Genomic DNA, 20,077 nt, shown 5'->3' with positions numbered 1-20,077 from the left:
CAATGATGGCGACGACTCAGCGTATTCAGCATCAACGCGTTAATCGGCAGGGTGTTAATCATCAAAGTATCAAACGTGAGAGGGCGATTCGGCTTTCGTTGTCCTGGCTGGTGATTATTGCGGTGTCCGTGGTGATCATTTATCCGCTGGTGTGGACGGTCGGAGCATCGCTCAATGCGGGCAACAGCCTGTTGAGCACCTCGATCATTCCGGATAACCCGTCCTTCCAGCACTATGCGGATCTGTTTAACGGCCAGGTCAATTATCTGACCTGGTACTGGAACTCGATGAAAATCAGCTTCCTGACCATGGTGCTGACGTTGTTAAGTGTCAGTTTCACCGCCTATGCCTTTTCCCGTTTCCGCTTCAAAGGGCGGCAAAACGGTCTGATGCTATTTTTGCTGTTGCAGATGATCCCGCAGTTTTCGGCGCTGATTGCCATTTTTGTGCTGTCGCAACTGCTGGGGTTGATCAATAGCCATCTGGCGCTGGTGCTGATTTATGTCGCTGGCATGATCCCGATGAACACCTACTTAATGAAAGGTTATCTGGACGCCATTCCCCGTGAGCTGGACGAATCAGCGCGCATGGACGGTGCAGGCAATTTTCGTATCTTCATTGAGATCATCCTTCCGTTATCCAAGCCCATTATCGCCGTGGTGGCGCTATTTTCCTTCACCGGCCCGCTGGGGGATTTCATCCTGTCCAGCACCATTTTGCGCACGCCGGATAAGTACACCCTGCCTATCGGCTTGTACAACCTGGTGGCGCAGAAAATGGGGGCCAGCTACACCACTTACGCGGCCGGTGCGGTGTTGATTGCCGTGCCGGTCGCGCTGCTTTACCTGATGCTACAAAAATATTTTGTCTCCGGTCTCACTTCAGGCAGTACCAAAGGATAATCACGATGAAAAAAATGATACCCGCTTTACTGGCTGTTTCCCTGTCGCTGGGCGCGATGCCGCTCATGGCGGCGGAGTCTGTCGTTATTAAACCGCTGCGCAATGCCCCGGCTGATTTTATCAAAGGGGCGGATATTTCCACCCTGCTGGAAGTGGAGCGTCAGGGCGCTGTGTTTTATGACGAGAACCACACGCGTGTCGACCCAGTCGCGCTGCTGAAAAAGAACGGCGTTAACTACATCCGGTTGCGGTTGTGGGTAGACCCAAAAGACAGCGCCGGGCACCCCTACGGCGGTGGCGATAATGATCTGGCGACGACGCTGGCGCTGGCTAAACGTGCCAAAGCCGCAGGGATGAAGCTGTTGCTGGATTTTCACTACAGCGATTTCTGGACTGACCCGGGTAAGCAATTCAAGCCGAAAGCCTGGGCTAACCTGTCCTACGATCAACTGAAAACCGTCATTCATGACTATACCCGTGACACCATCGCACGTTTTAAGCGGGAAGGGGTGTTGCCGGATATGGTGCAGATCGGTAACGAAGCCAACGGCGGTATCTTGTGGCCGGAAGGCAAAAGCTGGGGGCAGGGCGGCGGCGAATTCGACCGGTTGGCTGGCCTGCTGAATGCCGCGATTGCCGGTTTGCGCGAAAACCTCAGTTCGCCAGGGCAGGTGAAGATCATGCTGCATCTGGCTGAAGGCACCAAGAACGATACCTTCCGCTGGTGGTTTGATGAAATCACTAAGCGCGGTGTGCCGTTCGATGTGATTGGTCTGTCGATGTACACCTACTGGAACGGCCCCATCAGCGCCCTGAAAGCCAACATGGACGATATCAGCCAGCGCTACAACAAGGACGTTATCGTGGTAGAGGCCGCCTACGGCTATACCCTGGCGAACTGTGACAACGCCGAAAACAGCTTTGGCGAAAAAGAAGCAGCGGCGGGTGGCTACCCGGCTACAGTGCAAGGGCAGGCTGATTTCGTTCGTGACCTGATGCAAAGCGTGATTGATGTGCCGAAAAAACGCGGCAAAGGGGTGTTCTATTGGGAACCCGCCTGGATAACCCCGCCGGGAAATACCTGGGCCACCGAAGCCGGTATGACTTATATCAATGACCACTGGAAATTGGGCAACGCCCGTGAAAATCAGGCGTTATTTAATTGCCAGGGGGAGGTGTTGCCTTCGATAAAAGTCTTTAAATAAATACCCGTCATATTTCACGTGCAGGTGTGTTGGTGGTCTTCGATGCATGTCGGAGAGTAATGCGTTACCGCCCGCCTGCATATCAAAATAGTGCAACGATGCTGTTTGCCTATTCAGTATTAAGGATTGTTTTATGAAACGATTTCCGCCTTTGAATCCGAAGGTCGAAGGGTTATTACATGGCGCTGATTATAATCCGGAGCAATGGGAGAATTACCCCGGCATGATTGATGACGATATCGCCATGATGAAACAGGTGAAATGCAATGTCATGTCGGTGGGGATTTTTAGCTGGTCCAAACTGGAACCGCAGGAGGGGGTCTATCGGTTCGACTGGCTGGATGCGGTGATTGATAAATTATATCAGCAGGGCATTTCCGTGTTTCTGGCGACACCCAGCGGTGCGCGTCCGGCCTGGATGTCGCAGCGCTACCCGGAAGTATTGCGTGTCGGGCGTGACCGGGTGCCGGCCTTGCACGGTGGCCGCCACAATCATTGCCTGTCATCGCCGGTGTATCGGGATAAGGTCCAAAAAATCAATACGTTGCTGGCAGAACGCTACGGGCACCACCCGGCGGTCATCGGCTGGCATATTTCTAACGAATACAGCGGTGAGTGCCATTGTCCTCGCTGTCAGCAGGCCTTTCGTCACTGGTTGCAGGCACGTTACCAGACGCTGGAGAACCTCAATCACGCCTGGTGGAGTGATTTCTGGAGCCACACCTACAGCGACTGGTTACAGATTGAATCACCCGCGCCGCAAGGCGAGGTGTCCATTCATGGGTTGAACCTTGACTGGCGGCGCTTTAATACCGCACAGGCGAAAGACTTCTGCGCACAGGAAATTGCACCATTGAAGCGAGTCAATCCGGCTATTCCGGTCACCACCAACTTCATGGAGTATTTCTACGACTACGATTACTGGCAGTTGTCGCAGGTACTGGATGTTATTTCCTGGGACAGTTACCCGATGTGGCATCGGGATAAGGACGACGCCACGCTCGCCTGTTATATCGCCCTGTTCCATGACCTGATGCGCTCGCTCAAGCAGGGTAAACCGTTTGTGCTGATGGAATCGACCCCCAGCGTGACCAACTGGCAACCGCTCAGCAAGCTCAAAAAACCGGGTATGCATATTCTCTCCTCGCTACAGGCGGTGGCGCACGGTGCGGATGCGGTGCAGTATTTTCAGTGGCGTAAGAGCCGCGGTTCGGTGGAGAAATTTCACGGCGCGGTAGTGGATCACGTCGGCCATGTTGATACCCGCGTCGGTCGTGAAGTCGCCCAACTGGGGCAGATCTTATCGCAGCTCGCCGATGTGGCAGGCAGCCGGGTGGACGCACAGGTGGCGATTCTGTTTGACTGGGAAAGCCGCTGGGCGATGGATGATGCGCAGGGGCCGCGTAACCTGGGTCTGGAATATGAAAAAACGGTAGCGGAGCATTATCGTCCATTCTGGGAGCAGGGGATCGCGGTAGACGTCATCAACGCTGACTGTGATTTCAGCGGCTATCGGTTGCTGATTGCGCCGATGCTCTACATGGTCCGGTCGGGATTTGCCGAGCGTCTCGAGCAGTTTGTCCGGCAAGGTGGCCAGGTGGTGGTGACCTACTGGAGTGGTATCGTTAACGACAGTGACCTGTGTTATCTGGGCGGCTTTCCCGGCCCGCTGCGCCCGCTGTTGGGAATCTGGTCAGAAGAGATTGATTGCCTGGCGGACGGCGAATTTAACCGGATACTGGGGCTGTCAGACAATGACATTGGGCTGAAAGGGCCGTATCAGGCACGCCATCTGTGCGAGTTGATTCACCTTGAGGGGGCGACGGCGCTCGCCAGCTACTGTGACGATTTCTATGCCGGTCGACCTGCGGTAACGGTGAATCGCGTCGGCGACGGAAAAGCCTGGTACGTCACGTCGCGTAACGACCAGGCGTTTCAGCGCGATTTCTTTGCCGCTATCATTCGTGAGCTGAATCTGCCTCGGGCACTGGACATGCCATTCCCCGAGGCGGTAACAGCACACCGCCGCACCAACGGTGACGACGAGTTTATCTTCATTGAAAACTACAGCGCGTTGCCGCAGACGCTCCCACTGCCCGCCGGGTACCGCGATATGCTGACCGGTGCACCGCTGAGCGATGTTGTCCTTTCCGCCTGGGATTGCCGGGTGATCCGCCGCCGTTTGGTGTAACAGCTATCAAACCTGCGCCCATTGCTGTGTCGGCATGGGCGCTTTCTTTTGGGGTGATACCCACCGTGCCGATGGGCGTCGCCGTGTACCGAACGATACCTTCACAGGAGTATGCTCATGGTCAGTCTGCATTCTGTTATGCGTTATTTTTCACACCCGAAGCCGACGGCGGAATTAAGCGACGACGATAAACAGCAAATTCAGCGTCTGCTGCAGTTATTTGGTGGGCGGGAGAATATCGAGCAGGTCGATGCTTGTATTACCCGGCTGCGGGTGACGGTAAAAAACCTGAGTGTGGTTGATTCACAAGGATTACAGCAAGAAGGCGCGCTGGGCGTGATTATTTTGGGGCAGCAGGTTCATGCCATATTCGGTAAACAGTCGGATACATTGCGTAAATTACTGGAGGAACATTTTTCCCGGCAGGAATAACCGCACGCTATAAATAAAAAAGAGGATAACCCGGCTGGTTATCCTCAAAATATAGCGTTAAACATTCAGATAACAATGATGAAAAAACTACCGGAGAAGGGAATGTTTCGGGGGCCGGTTACCACCAGGCCTCCACCTGTACACCAACGTTCCAGGTGTTATTCGCCGTACCGTCTTTGAACGGCTTGCCATCCTGACTGTCGTTGAGATAAGAGGTATAAAGCCGTAATTCCGGCCGTGACATAAATGCCGGGCCTGCCGCCAGCGCCAGTGCCAGCGTATATTTCTCACCGCTCTGTTTAAATGCGGTGCCGTTCTTGAAATTGTCTTTCTGGGTAAACGCACCCACTTCACCAATACCGCGGACATAATCGGTAAACTGGTATTGCAAACGCCCTACCAACGACAGCAACCGGGTGGTATCCGTCGCTTCATTGATGTGGTTAGCCGAGCCCCAGGTCAATACATGGTTGAATGACAGCCGCTCGGTGAGCGGGATAAGACCTGTGTTGATCGCGCGATAACCGGTAGCGCTGTTAACCTGGTTCCACATGTCATACCAGCCGCCGCCCTGCGACACCATGTTTTGCGCCAGCCCTTTATTGGCATACTGCAACACCACCTTGTTATAGCCGCCCAGCATGTCCTGACTGATTTCACCGGTCAGCATGACGCCGTTGTCTGCATCGTACAATCCGCCGTAGTCTTTCTGTTTTTTGGTGGCATTGGGCATGGCATAGTCGATACCGAATTCGGTCCAGGCACCTTTCCAGGGTTTCAGCCCGGCATAGCGCACATCGGCATAATTGATGTTGACGTTACTGTTGCCGTTGATGCGGTCATCCACGGCGTTGGCGTCGCCGCGTAGCCAGGCAACGGACAGCGCCCCCGGGCCCAGCGTATAGTTTTCGATCCCGGCACCTGAGCCGGAAATATTCCAGTACTTGGTATCGATAATGTGGAGATCGTGACGCTGATAGTAGCGTTTCCCACCCCAGATCATCGCGTTAGGATCGCCGGGGACCAGCCCTTTAATTTGCAGATTCAGCTGACGCAGGCCGAACTGGGCATCATTGCCGACGGTGGTTTCGTTATCGTTAGAGCCATCTGACACCATACTGACCATGCTATCGACGTAGAAACTGACATCGTTTTTCTTGTACACCTCCGAGCCCAGTTCCACTTCGCCATAAGTATCGTTTTCGTTACCCAGACGACCGACTTTGTTTTTTTGCCATTGTGCCATGCCGCCATCATTGGATACTCCCACACCACCACGCAGGTAGCCGTGAAAATCGATGGGGACGCTGGTGGCTTCTGCTGCCAGCAAGGCTGGCGAGATCAACACGGCGGTGAGTGCGGTAGAGACAGTAAGGAGTGTGGTGTTCATGATGGCCTCTTGTTGTAATGTATTACGTTCACATTTATGGGTAAATAAAATGCTTAAGCGTAAAAGTGAGCAACGATTTCGTTGGTTTATTGTGATTTAATGCAAATAAATCATTTTGTTTTGTAATGATTGGTGAGGTCTGTCACGAGTTTTTGTTATGTGAACGTAATACTTTTATGTGGTTTGGCCAGAATGGCATTCCGGGCATGGTTTTTTCGTCGAGGCAGCTGTTACAATCCCGCTAAAACCACGACGGAAAACCCGATCATGAAGTCGAAAAGCGCTACGCTAGAGGATGTTGCCCGCCATGCGGGTGTTTCTTATCAGACGGTATCGCGGGTGCTAAATAAATCTGCGAATGTCTCCGAGTCCACGCGCCGCAAGGTGGAGCAGTCTATCGAGTTGCTGCGTTATGTACCTAACCGACTGGCTCAGCAACTGGTGGGTAAGCAAAGTATGACGGTGGGGCTGGTGACGACATCGCTGGCGCTGCACGCACCGTCACAGGTCGCTGCGGCGGTGAAAAGATACGCGAATATCGAAGGCTATCAGGTACTGATCTCGATGATTGATGAGAACGTCAATCATGGCATTCAGGATTCTATCAATGAACTCAAGTCACAGCGGGTTGATAAGGTTATCATCAACGTGCCGCTGGAAACGGAAGAAGCGGAGCGTATCGCTGCGGACAATGACGACGTTTTGTGCCTGTTTCTGGATGTGGACCCCTACAGTTCGGTGTTCAACGTGTCGTTTAACCCGGCGGATGGCACGCGCGCCAGCGTGAAGTATCTGTATGAACTGGGGCACCGTGATTTTGCTTTACTGGCGGGGCCAGCCGGCTCAGTTTCCGCAAGGCTGCGACTGAAAAACTGGCTGGAAACGCTGGAGGGATACGGCCTGACGCCGACAACGGTGATGCATGGCAACTGGGATGCACAGAGCGGTTACGCCAGCGCATTGCAGATGCTGCGTGAAACGCCGCAATTCAGCGCGGTTCTGGTCGCCAACGACCAGATGGCGCTCGGCGTATTGAGTGCCTTTCATCAAAACCAGTTGACTATTCCCGGTCAAAAATCAGTGATTGGTTATGACGGGACTTATGAAAGTTCGTTTTTCCACCCGGCGCTGACCACCGTCTCGCTGGATCTCGACCTGCAGGGCAAGGAAGCGGTTAACCGCCTGCTGAACGCTGGTGACAGCGATGCTCAACGTTCGTCCTCCATTCTGCCTGCCAAGTTGGTTATCCGTAACTCTACCGGCCCGCGTATTGATGAGCAGCGCGATTTGCAGCAAATCGCCGAAGAATTACGGTTGATTGCGCATCGCTTGAGTCGGTAAAAGGCGTTATAGAAACGAAGATAAAATCCGCTGGGAATAAAAACTGGTGGGAGCAAAACCCGGCAAGAATAAAAACCCGGCAAGTTGTGTGACCCGCCGGGTTTGTACAATCTGTCTTAACGGGAAATCTGTTGATGCATTCCTGATAAGACAACCGGGATTACGCGGTGGTGTTGATGTTGCGTCCGATCGCCGGATTGGCAGGTAATTGAGGGATAGACTGGACGAGGCTGGTCACGGTGTTTTTCTGATTATCCAGAGATTTTTTGAGAACAGCAGTACCGATCTCGCTGCTAAGCTGCATGTTATTCAGACCAGTGGAAAGCGATGCAATCTGTGATACATCCATTGTGGTTATCCTATGGTTGTGCTGGAAGAGGGCCGGTACAGCAATGAACTACTCTGCGTAAATGAACTGCTCTGCGTACCGACGTGGCGTCCATCAATACGGTATCCATTCGCATACCGATGCGCTGGTGCAATATCACACCAGCGTCTTTACGGTATCGGTCTTTTTTGCTCAAACTTTAGGCTAACAGGTTCTGGACATGACTGCCGCTCTTTTCGTCACATTAGTCGTCGTCTGCGATGTCGTCGTCGAAGAACCAGTAGCCCTGATTGATCAGTCCGGTTAATTCCGCCACGAAAGCCGGGTTGTGTAGCGCGTCACCCAGTTCTTTTTTACCGATAGTGGTGTAACGGCACAAGGCATCGGCTGCATCCGGGGCGACGGTATCCAGTTCTTCACTATTAATGAAAAAATGGTTCCCAATATGCAGTACCCGTAGTCCGTTTAAGCGGGTCAGTACTTCACCGGCCTGCAGGGCATCGGCAATTTCATCCGGTTCGTAGGGTGGTTCCGCTGGTGCGATATCCAACTCGTGGCGCGGCGTGCTCGCAAAGCGACCAAACCACTGTTTAAACGCTTCCGGCTGATTGATCACCTCAATCATCATGTTACGCAGGCGATCAAGTTCATACTCTTCCACCCGGCCTGGGTGTTCCCGGCAGGTTAAGTCTGGGTCGCTGTAGTGCTCGCTGCCGAGATCGTGTTCCAGCGCATAGTCTGCAAAGCTGCTGATCAAATCTCTACCGTTCGGCCCACGGAAACCAACCGAGTAGTTGAGTGTGGTTTCGAAGGTGAAGCCATCGTGCGGGAAACCCGGCGGAATATATAAGATGTCGCCCGGTTCAAGCTCTTCTTCAATAATTGGCGTGAACGGATCAACGTGCAGCAGTGCCGGATGCGGGCAGAACTGACGCATCGGTAATTTATCGCCGACCCGCCAGCGGCGGCGGCCCATCCCCTGAATAATAAACACATCGTACTGGTCGATATGCGGTCCAACGCCGCCACCCGGTACAGAAAAGGAGATCATCAAGTCGTCTAAACGCCAGTCCGGCAGTACGCGAAACGGGCGCACCAGCTCGGCAGACGGCGCATGCCAATGGTTAACCGCCTGCGCCAACAGTGACCAGCCGGTTTCCCCTAAGTGATCAAACTGCTCAAACGGCCCGTTCCATGCCTGCCATTGGTTATTCACATGGCTGACGATGCGGCTATCGACTTCCGGCTCCATAGCCAGACCCGCCAATTCATCCGGCGTAATCGGATCGACGAAACTCGGGAAGGCATTTTTTAACACAACAGGTTGTTTCTGCCAGTATTTTTCTAAAAATTCGGGCCAGTTAAGGTTAAGCTGATAAGCCATACATTCACACCAGTGAGAAGACAAACGGGCCTGATTATAAAGACGCTGGATGCCTGGTCGCCTTGTCATGGGTCAAGGTCGTGTGTTTGGGCGGTTATCATTGTGAATAGGTTGGTGAGGGCGTGACTGCTATCACGGCGTGCAACGTCATGACAGAAGGTCACCACGGTTGAAATCATAATAAATCAAACTATATTATATATAATTGTATATTGTTGAGGTGTCAGCTATGCTACAAACCGGCGATCAGACGTTACCCGACGACATGAGAAAGGCAGCTCAGGCGGCGGCGGATGTGCTGCGTGGGCTTGCTAACGATGACCGCTTACTGTTGATGTGCCAGCTTACCCGCGGGGAAGCCTGTGTGGCTCAGTTAGAGGAGCGATTGGGCATACACCAGCCTACGTTGTCGCAACAGTTAGGCGTGATGCGGCGCCTGAACCTGGTAGCGACGCGGCGGGAAGGCAAACAGATTTTTTACCGCATCGAAGATGAACGGGTGCTTTCACTGCTCAACACGCTATATACCCTGTACTGCCCACAGGCAGAGGATGAGTAAAACATCATGATCAATCTTGAACAATTCACGCCATTGCCCAGTTTAAGCGGCGGGTTGCTGATTGGTATCGCGGCCAGTTTACTGGTTCTTTTTTGTGGCAGAATCGCCGGTATCAGTGGGATTCTGGTCGGCGTGTTGCCCAAAAGAGGAAAAATAATCGAGAAATGGCGGCTGGCGTTTCTTGCCGGTCTCATCCTAGCCCCATTGTTGTATACCGCGTTCTTCCACCACCCAGACGTTACGCTCAGCACTTCTACGCCGGGATTACTGTTGGCCGGTTTTCTGGTGGGGGTGGGAACACGACTGGGTTCGGGATGCACCAGTGGGCACGGTGTCTGCGGATTGTCTCGTTTTTCCATTCGTTCGCTGGTCGCCACCCTCGTTTTTATGGTGGTGGGTTTCGCGACTGCCACACTAATCGGCTATTTTCAGTGGTAAGGATAAGACGATGACTCTTCTGGTGTCTTTTTTCTCCGGCCTGATCTTTGGACTTGGGTTAATTATTAGCGGAATGGCCGACCCGGAAAAGGTGTTGGGCTTTCTGAATTTATCCGCCACGTGGGATCCATCATTGCTGTTTGTAATGGTGGGGGCTATCGCCGTCGGTATTGTTGGTTTTTCGCTGGCAAAACGACGCAAGACGGCACTTCTCGGCATGGACATGGCCTTACCAAAAAGTAAAACAATTGACGGCCCGCTCATCACCGGCGCACTGCTTTTCGGCGCCGGGTGGGGGATTGCTGGCATTTGCCCCGGACCGGCGCTGGTACTGGTTGGCGCAGGTTATACCAAGGGGATGATTTTTACCCTGGCAATGTTGGGCGGCATGGGGTTTGTCGGGCTGATTAAGCGTTCTTGATGATGGGCTATTTTATAAAATATCCCGTGCTTTGGTGAGCCACCATATACCCACGTGCACATGTTATGTAGACAGCTGATTGTTTCGGCAGCTGAGTTATGTTTCATCAAAAACTTTTTTATCTTCCGTAAGAATATGTTCGATACAGAGCTCATAGACCAGAAACTGTGAAATAGCATCAAGCTCCAGATTTCCTCTTGAGAACAAGTCAACCAGATAATCTAATCGATCAATCAGGCTCTTGTGACGTTGATGGTGTTCATCTCTGCCTGGAGACGCTCTATCTGATGATATGGATTTTTCCTCAAGAATGAAGTGAGATAACATGGCTTCCCGCAGACGCGCAATATAATTCAGTAACTGTGCTTTATTGTAATCCCGGTGGGCATAAGTGGCCCATTCGTTAGTGAGATTGATGAGATTAACGTGGTCACCATCAATATCATTTAGCCCCGTTGATAATTTATCAGACCAAATAATTGCAGGTGCACCCTTTTCAAATTGAATCGGAGCATCAAATAATGCCTTATTTTTCCCTGTTATTTTCGCATCATACAAAGCACTGTCTGCACGATCAAACCAGCTACTCCATGTGTCCGTACTCAGACAAAGAGATAAACCAATACTTACACTCAGTGTTCTGTCAGGCAAAGACACCTCATGATTCACAGCATGACATAGGCGGTTGGCGATATCGTGCACCCCGGAAAGCCCAGTATTGGGGAATATGATCACCAGTTCTTCTCCGCCCCATCGCCCGATAATATCTGTATCCCGCAATTGAGCCCTGCACACGGCTGATATTTTAATTAATATCTGATCGCCCACAACATGCCCGTAGATATCGTTAACCTGTTTAAAATTATCAATATCGATGATCGCCAGCGCCACTGGTGTTCCATATCGCTTCAGACGGCCCATTTCATAAGTCGCGACTTCATCAATCTTACGCCGGTTCCAAAGGCCGGTTAACCCGTCTTTCAGGATTAACTCCATATTTAAGTAATCTGTCCGTTCCTTCGTCATAAGAACAAATCCAACGGAAAAACAAATCACTGTAATTAAAACCGAGACATATAGCACCATCTGCGATATATCTCCTGAATAAAGACCTTTTATATCTTGTGAGCGTAATAAAGCAAAAAAGACGCGATACGTCAGTATCAGCATATTAGTCAGAATAGAAATAAGGACCAAATATTTCCCTCGTCCTTTAATCTGACGCCAGAAGCGCAAGAGCGCATAGGTAGTCATTAGCTCAATGCAGACATAAGCCGATGAGTTATAAATAATGCGGGCATCTTTACTGTCTTTATAAAGAAATGAAACCAGCGTTACATACAAAACCAGGAGCAGTTGAATTTTTGATGGCGGCGGGATTTTTAGAAATTTATAAATCCCTGCCATCCACAAGGAAATACTGATTGCAATACAGGTTTCGCCTGCCCAAACGAACAGGCTACCGTAACTCGCGGCGGTAATGAACAGGAGATATCCAGTACCATGTGCGATATTAGCGAAAGAGACATGATATAACCCGGATTTTCGCTCTGAGGCTGATGCTAATGAAATTGTTATCCCAAAAGTGAAGTTAATGACAACAATAAGTAAAAAAATTGTTTTAACGTCCAGCATTAATCACGACCCTAATATTGAGGAAAGATTAATATTCATTAATTATTTTAATGTAATCTGTGGGTAAGATATTTCAGTCTATAAGTATTATCTGAAAATAACCATGAGTAGAAAGTAAAAGATTATTGCCATCAGGTATTACTTTTAGACGGGGTATCAAGACATAAAATCACAGCAGAAAAAATTTCGGGGGTTATGATAATACGCGTAAATAATTCTGTGTAGCTGCCACCTGGGTAGGTGAGTATTACGACGTATGGATGGGGGGGCAACTCGTCATCGAATAAAGAGAAGAGGGCGGTAATTTATTGAGATACTCGCCATGACACCGCTGGTGATTGCTAACCCTGACACCGCGAACAGCATACCTTGCTTATTGGCTCTCATCTCTGTTTGCTTTTTCTCATAAGGAATGAACTAAGCGCCTTACGGCGCTTAAGCGTACAAACACTATCTACCTGATACCATCCACTTGATACAACCTACCTGGTGTTAGCAACCATTAACAATACTGCGTCAAAAAATCACTGACGGTCTGCATGCACAATGACCGTTCTTCTACATGGGGCATATGGCTGGAGGATTCGAAAATGACCCATTGTGCACCGGTAATCTTGTCCATAAACGGCTGCACCACCTCGGGTGTTGCTTCATCATAGCGACCAGAAATCAGCAATGTGGGCACGCGGACTTGTGGCAAACGGTCGATAATCGTCCATTCTTTCATGCTGCCGATAACGTGGAATTCCGTCGGGCCGTTCATCGCGTGATATACCGTCGGGTCGGCGTCCATGGCGTCAAAGGTGCGCTGCACTTCCAACGGCCAGGGAGAGAGACGGCAGACATGGCGCTGGTAAAATACCTGGCTGGCCGCTTTGTATTCAGCGCTGTCCAGCGTGCCCGCCGCTTCGTGTGCCAGCAGTGTCTGCTGCACGTCTGGTGGAAGCTGCGCACGCAGTTTCGCCGCGCCTTCCAGCCACAGCGCCATTGAAGCCGGTGAGTTGGCGATAATCATCGCTTTCAACCCTTGCGGCTGGGTGACCGCGTGTTCGGCTGCCAGCATTCCGCCCCAGGATTGCCCCAGCAGCGCGTAGTTGTCGGCAATCTCCAGCGCTTGCAGTAGATGATTCAGTTCGTCGAGAAACAGCGAGGGCTGCCAGAAATCGGGGCTTTTCTCCGGCAGATGGGTGGAACGACCGTTACCCAGTTGATCATAGTGGATCACGGCACGCCCGGTTTCGGCGATATCTTTGAACGCATCGACATAATCGTGGGTGCAGCCGGGGCCACCGTGCGCGACCACCAACGGCGTCTGACCGTTGTGCAGATCACCGCAGATGCGAAACCAGGTCTGATATCCCCGGAAAGGGACATAGCCTTCTCGAATGGTGTACATGAGTGACGTTTACCCTGTTAAGTGAAGTGGCTTTCAGGTTAGAACGTCACTGCTTGCACTGAACACTAGCAAAAATGCTAGTTATTAACTGTCCAGCAAACGGTAATGCAACGCCCGGACAACAGCCTGCACGCGGTTGGTCGCGCCGAGCTTTTTCGCCGCTGTATTCAGGTGCAGTGTGACAGTCGCGACCGAGCGGTGCAGCTTGCGTGCAATCTCTTTCGCCGTCAGCCCTTCGGCGGACCACGCCAGACATTCGCGCTCGCGGTTGCTCAGTTTGACATGGCGGCAGGTAAGCATTGAGGCGTCAAACAGCGGGAACGCCGACTCCTGAAAGCGGTGCGCCAGAAAGGTCAACTGCGCCAGCGTTTCGCTGATATCCCGCTCTTCCCGCTGGTCGGTCACAATGCCGGTTAGCGTGACAAAACCGCCATTGGGCAGATGCAGCGGCACGGTGGCGCCGCAGGGCATATTGTTATCGCGCATGTAGTGCGTCACTTCTTGCGCGTGCTCATCCAGTCGCCCGTGCAATGCGCTGCGATCCGGACGTTGATAAGACCAGACGAACGGCGCGCAACTCTCCAGCGCAAAATGCTGAACCGGATCGACCTGATAGTAGCCACGCTCGCACCACAGCCGACGCATATCATCCGGTACATTGCGCATCTCCAGCAGCGACGGCGTAATCAGCGCGCCTTCCAGCGAACGCGGCACCGGCGTGTAGTCGTAAATCACCGCATCAAAACCCAACGCCTGCGTCCGGGCGAACAGCCCGGCAAAAGCCTCTTCAAGCCTGGTGGCGTTGGTTGCACCAGGGCTTTCGATATCAATGCGCATAATGAACTCCCCCAAGGTAAACGGTGCCATGCCACGGGTACAGTGTGTGCAATTTCCCCGAGGCCTCATAAAACATGCAATTCCGGTGCCGCCTTGTGGGAAGGGTAAAACTAGTATTTTTGCTAACTATCCAGACTTGAACGATGTCGTTAGCGTAAAGAAAACGCCCGATAAGGCTGACCAGGCGCAAATTGATGACACAGGGCTGCACTGTGGCGGAGCGATTTTTTAACCCTTCACCATTGTATGCACCATGGGAGTTCGCTGATGCATCGTTACCGTTTTCTATTATTTCGACCTTTGCAATTGCTGCCCGTACTGCTTGGGATCAGCATCATCACCTTCGCGATGGTACGGGCAATCCCCGGCGATCCGGCGCGCATTCTGCTTGGCGTACACAGTACGCCAGAAGCACTGGCGCGTATCCGTGCGCAGTTCGGTCTTGATGAACCGTTATGGGTGCAGTACGGCTACTTTCTGCGCAATTTATTACAGGGGGAGCTGGGCAAATCGATTGTCTACCGCGTTGATACCCTGAAGCTGATTAACTCACGTCTTGAACCGACATTGTGGCTAGTGTTTGGCAGCGTGCTGCTGGCAGTGATCCTGACCATTCCGCTGGCCTCGCTGGCGGCACGGCAGCGCGGGCGGTTGGCGGATCAACTGATCCGTCTGTTCACCACAGCCGGGTTAGGGTTTCCGGCGTTCTGGCTCGGCATCATGATGATCATTATTTTTAGCGTGGTGCTCGGTTGGTTCCCGGTCTCCGGTTACGGTAGCGGTTTTGCCGACCAACTGCACCATATGGTGCTGCCGTGCCTGACGGTAGCACTGGCACTGGCGGCAGTCCTGATTCGCAACCTGCGCGCCAGCCTGCTGATGGAGATGAGCAGTGATTATGTAGTGGCTGCCAGGGCGCGGGGGCAGCGCGAAAACCGTATCTTCTGGCGTCACGTGTTGCCCAACTCACTGGTACCGACCCTGAACCTGCTGGCGGTGAATATTGGCTGGCTGATCGGTAGCACCGTGGTGATTGAGAGTGTGTTTGCCATTCCGGGGCTGGGCCAGTTGCTGGTGAAGGCGATTTTTAGCCGCGACTACATGGTGGTGCAGGGCGTGGTGATGGTGTTTGCGCTGGCAACGGTGGTGGTCAATTTGCTGGCTGATGTGCTGACCGTGGCGCTGGATCCGAGGGTGAAATTATGAGTGCGCTCAGCGTGATTTCCGGGTTACGTCGCCGGGCGATCCCTCGCCAGCACGCATTGCGCGCCGGGATAGTGATTGTCGGACTGTGGCTGTGTATCGCCCTGTTTGCGCCGTGGCTGGCACCGTTTGATCCCATTACGCAGGACGCCACATCGAGCCTGCTTCCCCCCGGCGGCGCGCACCTGTTCGGTACCGATAACTTTGGCCGCGATATCTTCTCGCGCGTGCTGTGGGGGGCGCGGGTGGATCTGCAAATCTGCCTGCTGGGGGTTATCTTCCCGTTTTTGCTTGGCACTACACTCGGTGCGCTGTCCGGTTATCTCGGCGGCGTGGTGGATGCAGCCATTATGCGGCTGATTGACATCGTGCTGGCGTTTCCTTTTCTGGTACTGATGCTGGCGATCATCGCCATCCTCGGGCTGGGGCTGGGCAGTTTCTATATTGCGATGGCGATGGTCGGCTGGGTTTCTTACGCCCGTCTGGTGCGGGCGCAGGTGCTGACGCTAAAACAGCGGGATTTTATTGTCGCAGCACGCAGCCTTGGCTACAGCCACGCGCGCATTCTGTTCCGCCATCTGTTGCCGAACGCCATCACCGGCGCGCTGGTGTTCTCCATGTCTGACTGTGTGCTGGTGCTGCTGAATGGCGCGGCGGTCAGCTACCTTGGGCTGGGTGTGCAGCCACCCACGGCGGAGTGGGGCGTGATGGTGGCGGAAGGGCAGAGCTTTATCACTACTGCGTGGTGGATAACCACCTTTCCGGGGCTGGCGATTGTGCTGCTGGCGATGGGCTTCAGCCTGCTGGCCGATGGCCTTGGCGATAAACTGGGAGCGCGCGTATGACACTGCTGACAGTCTCAGAACTGATTATTACCCGCGAGCCGGATATCGCGCTGGTCGATAAAGTCTCATTTACGTTGAATGCCGGCGAGATGCTCGGCCTGGTCGGCGAGAGCGGCTCCGGGAAAACCGTGACCTGTCGGGCATTGATGCGGCTGTTGCCCGGCCAGGGGTTAGCCATTACCGGAGGCGAAGTGCTGCTGGGCGGCCGCGACCTGTTGTCGTTAAGCGACGCGCAAATGTCGGCGGTGCGTGGGCGCGAAATGGGGATGATTTTTCAAAACCCGGCCAGCCATCTCAACCCGGTGATGACTATCGGTGAGCAGATTGCTGAAAGCCGCCGCCGTCATTTCGGTGCGAGCCGCGCACAAGCTCGGGAAGATGCCAAAGAACTGCTGCGTCAGGTCGGTATCCCCGATCCACAAAACCGTATTCACAACTATCCGCACGAATTTTCCGGCGGCATGCGTCAGCGCGCGATGATCGCCGTGGCGTTGGCACCTGAGCCGTCGCTGCTGATTGCCGACGAGCCGACCACCGCGCTGGACGTTACTGTGCAAATGCAGATCCTGCGTCTGCTCAGCGACTTGCGACAGCAACTGGGGCTGGCGGTGATCATGATCACCCATGATCTCGGCGTGGTGGCACAAACCTGCGATCGCATCGCCGTCATGTATGGCGGGCGGCTGTGTGAAGTGGGCGGCAAGCGCGATGTGCTGGCGCAGCCGCTGCATCCCTACACCCGTGGATTAATTGATTGCCAGCCAGCCAGCGAAGGCGGGCAGGGGAGACTGATGACCATCAGCGGCCAGCCGCCGGTGGCGGATAACTTCCCGGCCGGTTGCCGTTTTCATCCCCGTTGTCAGCATGCCAGCGCGGCTTGTCAGCAGCAGCCTGCGCTGCGGCAGGGGCGCGACACACTGGCACATGCGGCGGCCTGCCATCACGCATTACAACCCCTTAGCCTGCGGGAGGGCGCATGACGACATCAGCAAACTGGCCTTTGTTAGAGGCGGACAATGTCAGCGTGACCTTTCCGGTTTCCGGCGGCCTGCCTGGCACCGGGCGGAGGGTGCACGCCGTTAATGACGTCACACTGAAAATTCACGCTGGGGAAACCCTCGGTCTGGTGGGCGAATCCGGCAGCGGCAAAAGTACGCTGGGTCGGGCGTTATTGCAGCTTGAGCGGGTGACGGCGGGCGAGGTGCGCTTCGATGGATACCGTATTACGCATGGACTGAAGAGTGACGTGGCGCGGTTGCGCCTGCAAACAGCGATGATTTTTCAGGATCCTTTCGCCTCGCTTAACCCGCGCCAGACCATCGGCGACAGCATCGCGGAAGTGCTGCGTGTACATCGGAAAGTACCGCGCAGTGGTGTGCATGCGCGAGTGGCTGAACTGTTGACGTTAGTCGGGCTACGCCCGGAGCAGGCGAAGTCTCGACCTGGCCAGCTTAGCGGCGGGCAGTGCCAGCGTGCCGGTATTGCACGTGCGCTGGCGATCGAACCCCGCTTGATTGTGGCAGATGAGTGCGTGGCGGCACTGGACGTTTCCATTCAGGGGCAGATCGTTAACCTGCTGATGGAACTGCGTGAAAAGATGGGGCTGGCGATTTTGTTTATCGCGCACGATCTGGCGATTGTGCGCCGCCTGTGCGATCGCGTGGCGGTGATGTATCTCGGGCGCATTGTCGAAGAAGGCCCCTGCGAAGCGGTGTTCACGCAGCCGCGCCACCCCTATACCGCCGCGCTGGTGGCAGCTATCCCGGAAATTGACCCCGATAAACCGCTGCCTGCGGAGCCGCTTGGCGGCGAACCGCCCAGCCCGTTATCCATTCCACAAGGTTGCGCTTTCCATCCGCGCTGCCCCTATGCGCAAGTGCAGTGTCGCACGGGCGCGTTACCTCCAACCCGGCAGATTGCCGATCACGCATATTCCTGTGTGTTGACCCACACAGGCGATGAGACTGTTTTTCCTTTAACCAGGAGATCTTTTGATGAAGCACAAGCATGTTAAGTTGTTGGCGGCCAGCGTTTTTCTGGCGCTCAGTGTGGTCAGCGAAATGGCGCAGGCAGCAGGCGTATTAACCATTGGACGTCGTGAAGACAGCACCACGTTCGACCCGATCAAATCGGCGCAAAACGCCGACAACTGGGTGTTTTCCAACGTCTTTGATCCGCTGGTACGGGTGGATAAAACCGGCACCAAACTGGAGCCGGGCGTGGCGGAAAGCTGGACCGTTTCGCCGGACGGCAAGGTCTATACCTTTAAAATTCGCGACACCAAATTCTCTGACGGTACACCGCTGAGCGCCAGCGATGCCGCGTTCAGCCTGCTGCGTATTCGTGACGATGCCGGTTCACTGTGGCGCGATTCGTACAGCATTATCGATAAAGCCGAAGCGCCGGATGCACGCACGCTGATCGTCACGCTGAAATCGCCGTCGGCACCGTTCCTGTCACAACTGGCATTGCCGAATGCGTCGGTAATCTCGGAAAAAGCGCTGAAGGCCGAAGGCGCAGAGACGTTTGCCGAAAAACCGGTCGGTTCTGGCGCGTTTAGCGTGAAAGAGTGGGTGCGCGGCGAGAAAATTGTGCTGGTGAAGAACCCGAACTTCTGGCAGGCGAAGAACGTTAGCCTCGACGAAGTGGACTGGCTGACTATTCCTGATGACAACACCCGTATGCTGAAAGTGCAGGCCGGTGAGTTGGATGCCGCGCTAATGGTGCCGTTTTCGCGTATTGCCTCACTGCAAAAAGACAACAACCTGAAGGTGGAACTGGATCCATCAACCCGTGAAGATCATCTGTTGATCAACCACTCACACGGTGTGCTAGGTAAAGTGGAAGTGCGCCAGGCGCTGGACTTTGCCATCGACAAAGAGGCGATCGTGAAGACCGTGACCTTTGGTTACGGCCAGGTGGCGAACTCCTATATCCCGGCTGGCGCGCTGTATCACTACAGCGATAACCTGCGCCGCGCCTACGATCCAGAGAAAGCTAAGCAGATGTTAAAAGCCGCAGGGGCGTCTAACCTCACGCTGAATTATCTGGTGAATGCCGGTGATGAAGTCGATGAACAAATCGCTATCCTGCTGCAACAGCAACTGGCGAAAGCGGGTGTGAAAGTGAACCTGCAAAAAGTCGATCCGAGCCAAAGCTGGAATATGCTGATAGCGGGCGACTATGATATTTCGGTGATGTACTGGACCAATGATATTCTCGACCCGGATCAAAAAACCACCTTTGTACTGGGTCATGACACGAATATGAATTACATGACGCGTTATAATAATGACAAGGTGAAATCACTCGTGGCGGCTGCGCGGGTGGAAATGGATCCGAAAAAACGTGAGCAAATGTATATTGAATTGCAAAAAATGGCGAAAGCCGACGTGAACTGGATCGATCTCTATTATAGCTCTTATCGTAATGTCACTCGGAAAAACATCGACGGTTTCTACCAGAATCCGCTTGGCCGTTTCTTTCTCGAAGACACGGTAAAGAAATAATATACGCTTCAACATTGGTTCAAGCCGCTATATAACTATTTCATGCGGCTTGGACCAATCG

The 20,077-nt window shown here is 53.5% G+C and carries 19 protein-coding genes; 13 read left to right on the top strand and 6 right to left on the bottom strand.

Annotated elements, in window-relative coordinates; genetic code table 11:
- The first annotated feature begins 5 nt into the window (after positions 1-5).
- From DD586_RS14480 to DD586_RS14465, 4 genes are all read left to right on the top strand, one after another.
- On the top strand, positions 6-902 hold the full coding sequence (locus DD586_RS14480; protein WP_049779784.1) for a sugar ABC transporter permease: 897 nt from the start codon (positions 6-8) through the stop codon (positions 900-902).
- Between the two features lie 5 nt (positions 903-907).
- Entirely contained in the window at positions 908-2,107 is a 1,200-nt protein-coding gene (locus tag DD586_RS14475) for a glycoside hydrolase family 53 protein (RefSeq protein ID WP_012885575.1), read from the top strand.
- Between the two features lie 133 nt (positions 2,108-2,240).
- Complete coding sequence (locus tag DD586_RS14470) at positions 2,241-4,298, top strand: beta-galactosidase (RefSeq protein ID WP_012885574.1); 2,058 nt, start codon at positions 2,241-2,243, stop codon at positions 4,296-4,298.
- Positions 4,299-4,415: 117 nt separating this feature from the next.
- On the top strand, positions 4,416-4,730 hold the full coding sequence (locus DD586_RS14465; protein WP_012885573.1) for a glucose PTS transporter subunit EIIB: 315 nt from the start codon (positions 4,416-4,418) through the stop codon (positions 4,728-4,730).
- A gap of 118 nt (positions 4,731-4,848) precedes the next feature.
- Here DD586_RS14465 and DD586_RS14460 read toward each other — a convergent pair whose 3' ends face one another.
- The gene (locus tag DD586_RS14460) at positions 4,849-6,120 is read right to left on the bottom strand and encodes a maltoporin (protein WP_012885572.1); all 1,272 of its coding nucleotides are present in this window, start codon (positions 6,118-6,120) and stop codon (positions 4,849-4,851) included.
- 267 nt (positions 6,121-6,387) lie between these two features.
- Here DD586_RS14460 and DD586_RS14455 point away from each other — a divergent pair, with 267 nt between their 5' ends.
- The gene (locus DD586_RS14455; RefSeq protein ID WP_012885571.1) at positions 6,388-7,461 is read left to right on the top strand and encodes a LacI family DNA-binding transcriptional regulator; all 1,074 of its coding nucleotides are present in this window, start codon (positions 6,388-6,390) and stop codon (positions 7,459-7,461) included.
- A 160-nt stretch (positions 7,462-7,621) separates the two neighbouring features.
- Here the strand turns inward: DD586_RS14455 and DD586_RS14450 are convergent, their stop codons facing one another.
- Complete coding sequence (locus DD586_RS14450) at positions 7,622-7,810, bottom strand: YjfB family protein (RefSeq protein ID WP_012885570.1); 189 nt, start codon at positions 7,808-7,810, stop codon at positions 7,622-7,624.
- Between the two features lie 223 nt (positions 7,811-8,033).
- A complete protein-coding gene (locus tag DD586_RS14445) occupies positions 8,034-9,173 on the bottom strand; it encodes a ribosomal protein uL16 3-hydroxylase (RefSeq protein ID WP_012885569.1) in 1,140 nt (379 codons plus the stop codon).
- Positions 9,174-9,402: 229 nt separating this feature from the next.
- On the opposite strand from DD586_RS14445, the gene DD586_RS14440 reads away from it, so the two are divergent.
- Genes DD586_RS14440 through DD586_RS14430 form a run of 3 tightly spaced genes read left to right on the top strand, consistent with a single transcriptional unit; the run spans position 9,403 to position 10,591 of the window.
- On the top strand, positions 9,403-9,732 hold the full coding sequence (locus DD586_RS14440; RefSeq protein ID WP_012885568.1) for an ArsR/SmtB family transcription factor: 330 nt from the start codon (positions 9,403-9,405) through the stop codon (positions 9,730-9,732).
- 6 nt (positions 9,733-9,738) lie between these two features.
- Positions 9,739-10,170 carry a YeeE/YedE family protein gene (locus DD586_RS14435; protein ID WP_012885567.1) on the top strand — a complete coding sequence of 144 codons (432 nt, stop codon included), beginning with the start codon at positions 9,739-9,741 and terminating at the stop codon, positions 10,168-10,170.
- A gap of 10 nt (positions 10,171-10,180) precedes the next feature.
- Positions 10,181-10,591, top strand: coding sequence for a DUF6691 family protein (locus DD586_RS14430; RefSeq protein ID WP_012885566.1), 411 nt, complete (start codon positions 10,181-10,183; stop codon positions 10,589-10,591).
- A gap of 96 nt (positions 10,592-10,687) precedes the next feature.
- Here DD586_RS14430 and DD586_RS14425 read toward each other — a convergent pair whose 3' ends face one another.
- The 3 genes from DD586_RS14425 to DD586_RS14415 all read right to left on the bottom strand — a co-directional run bounded on the left by DD586_RS14425 (position 10,688) and on the right by DD586_RS14415 (position 14,459).
- Positions 10,688-12,226, bottom strand: coding sequence for a diguanylate cyclase (locus tag DD586_RS14425; RefSeq protein WP_012885565.1), 1,539 nt, complete (start codon positions 12,224-12,226; stop codon positions 10,688-10,690).
- Between the two features lie 502 nt (positions 12,227-12,728).
- Complete coding sequence (locus DD586_RS14420) at positions 12,729-13,622, bottom strand: proline iminopeptidase-family hydrolase (protein ID WP_012885564.1); 894 nt, start codon at positions 13,620-13,622, stop codon at positions 12,729-12,731.
- Between the two features lie 84 nt (positions 13,623-13,706).
- Positions 13,707-14,459 carry a LuxR family transcriptional regulator gene (locus tag DD586_RS14415; protein ID WP_012885563.1) on the bottom strand — a complete coding sequence of 251 codons (753 nt, stop codon included), beginning with the start codon at positions 14,457-14,459 and terminating at the stop codon, positions 13,707-13,709.
- 267 nt (positions 14,460-14,726) lie between these two features.
- On the opposite strand from DD586_RS14415, the gene DD586_RS14405 reads away from it, so the two are divergent.
- From DD586_RS14405 to DD586_RS14385, 5 genes are read left to right on the top strand one after another with little or no spacing between them, the layout of a single operon-like run.
- Positions 14,727-15,665, top strand: coding sequence for an ABC transporter permease (locus tag DD586_RS14405; RefSeq protein WP_012885562.1), 939 nt, complete (start codon positions 14,727-14,729; stop codon positions 15,663-15,665).
- On the top strand, positions 15,662-16,507 hold the full coding sequence (locus DD586_RS14400) for an ABC transporter permease (protein WP_012885561.1): 846 nt from the start codon (positions 15,662-15,664) through the stop codon (positions 16,505-16,507). Before DD586_RS14405 ends, DD586_RS14400 begins: the two co-directional genes overlap by 4 nt.
- Positions 16,504-17,487, top strand: coding sequence for an ABC transporter ATP-binding protein (locus DD586_RS14395; protein WP_012885560.1), 984 nt, complete (start codon positions 16,504-16,506; stop codon positions 17,485-17,487). The genes DD586_RS14400 and DD586_RS14395 overlap by 4 nt, the downstream gene beginning before the upstream one ends.
- A complete protein-coding gene (locus tag DD586_RS14390; protein WP_012885559.1) occupies positions 17,484-18,521 on the top strand; it encodes an ABC transporter ATP-binding protein in 1,038 nt (345 codons plus the stop codon). The genes DD586_RS14395 and DD586_RS14390 overlap by 4 nt, the downstream gene beginning before the upstream one ends.
- Positions 18,502-20,016: an ABC transporter substrate-binding protein gene (locus DD586_RS14385; RefSeq protein ID WP_012885558.1), complete on the top strand. Its 1,515-nt coding sequence runs from the start codon at positions 18,502-18,504 to the stop codon at positions 20,014-20,016. The genes DD586_RS14390 and DD586_RS14385 overlap by 20 nt, the downstream gene beginning before the upstream one ends.
- The last annotated feature ends 61 nt before the right edge of the window (positions 20,017-20,077 follow it).

Source organism: Dickeya parazeae Ech586 (assembly GCF_000025065.1).
Lineage (GTDB): Bacteria > Pseudomonadota > Gammaproteobacteria > Enterobacterales > Enterobacteriaceae > Dickeya > Dickeya zeae.
Note: the sequence above shows the minus strand (reverse complement) of the source record. Positions and strands in the feature narration are given on the sequence as shown.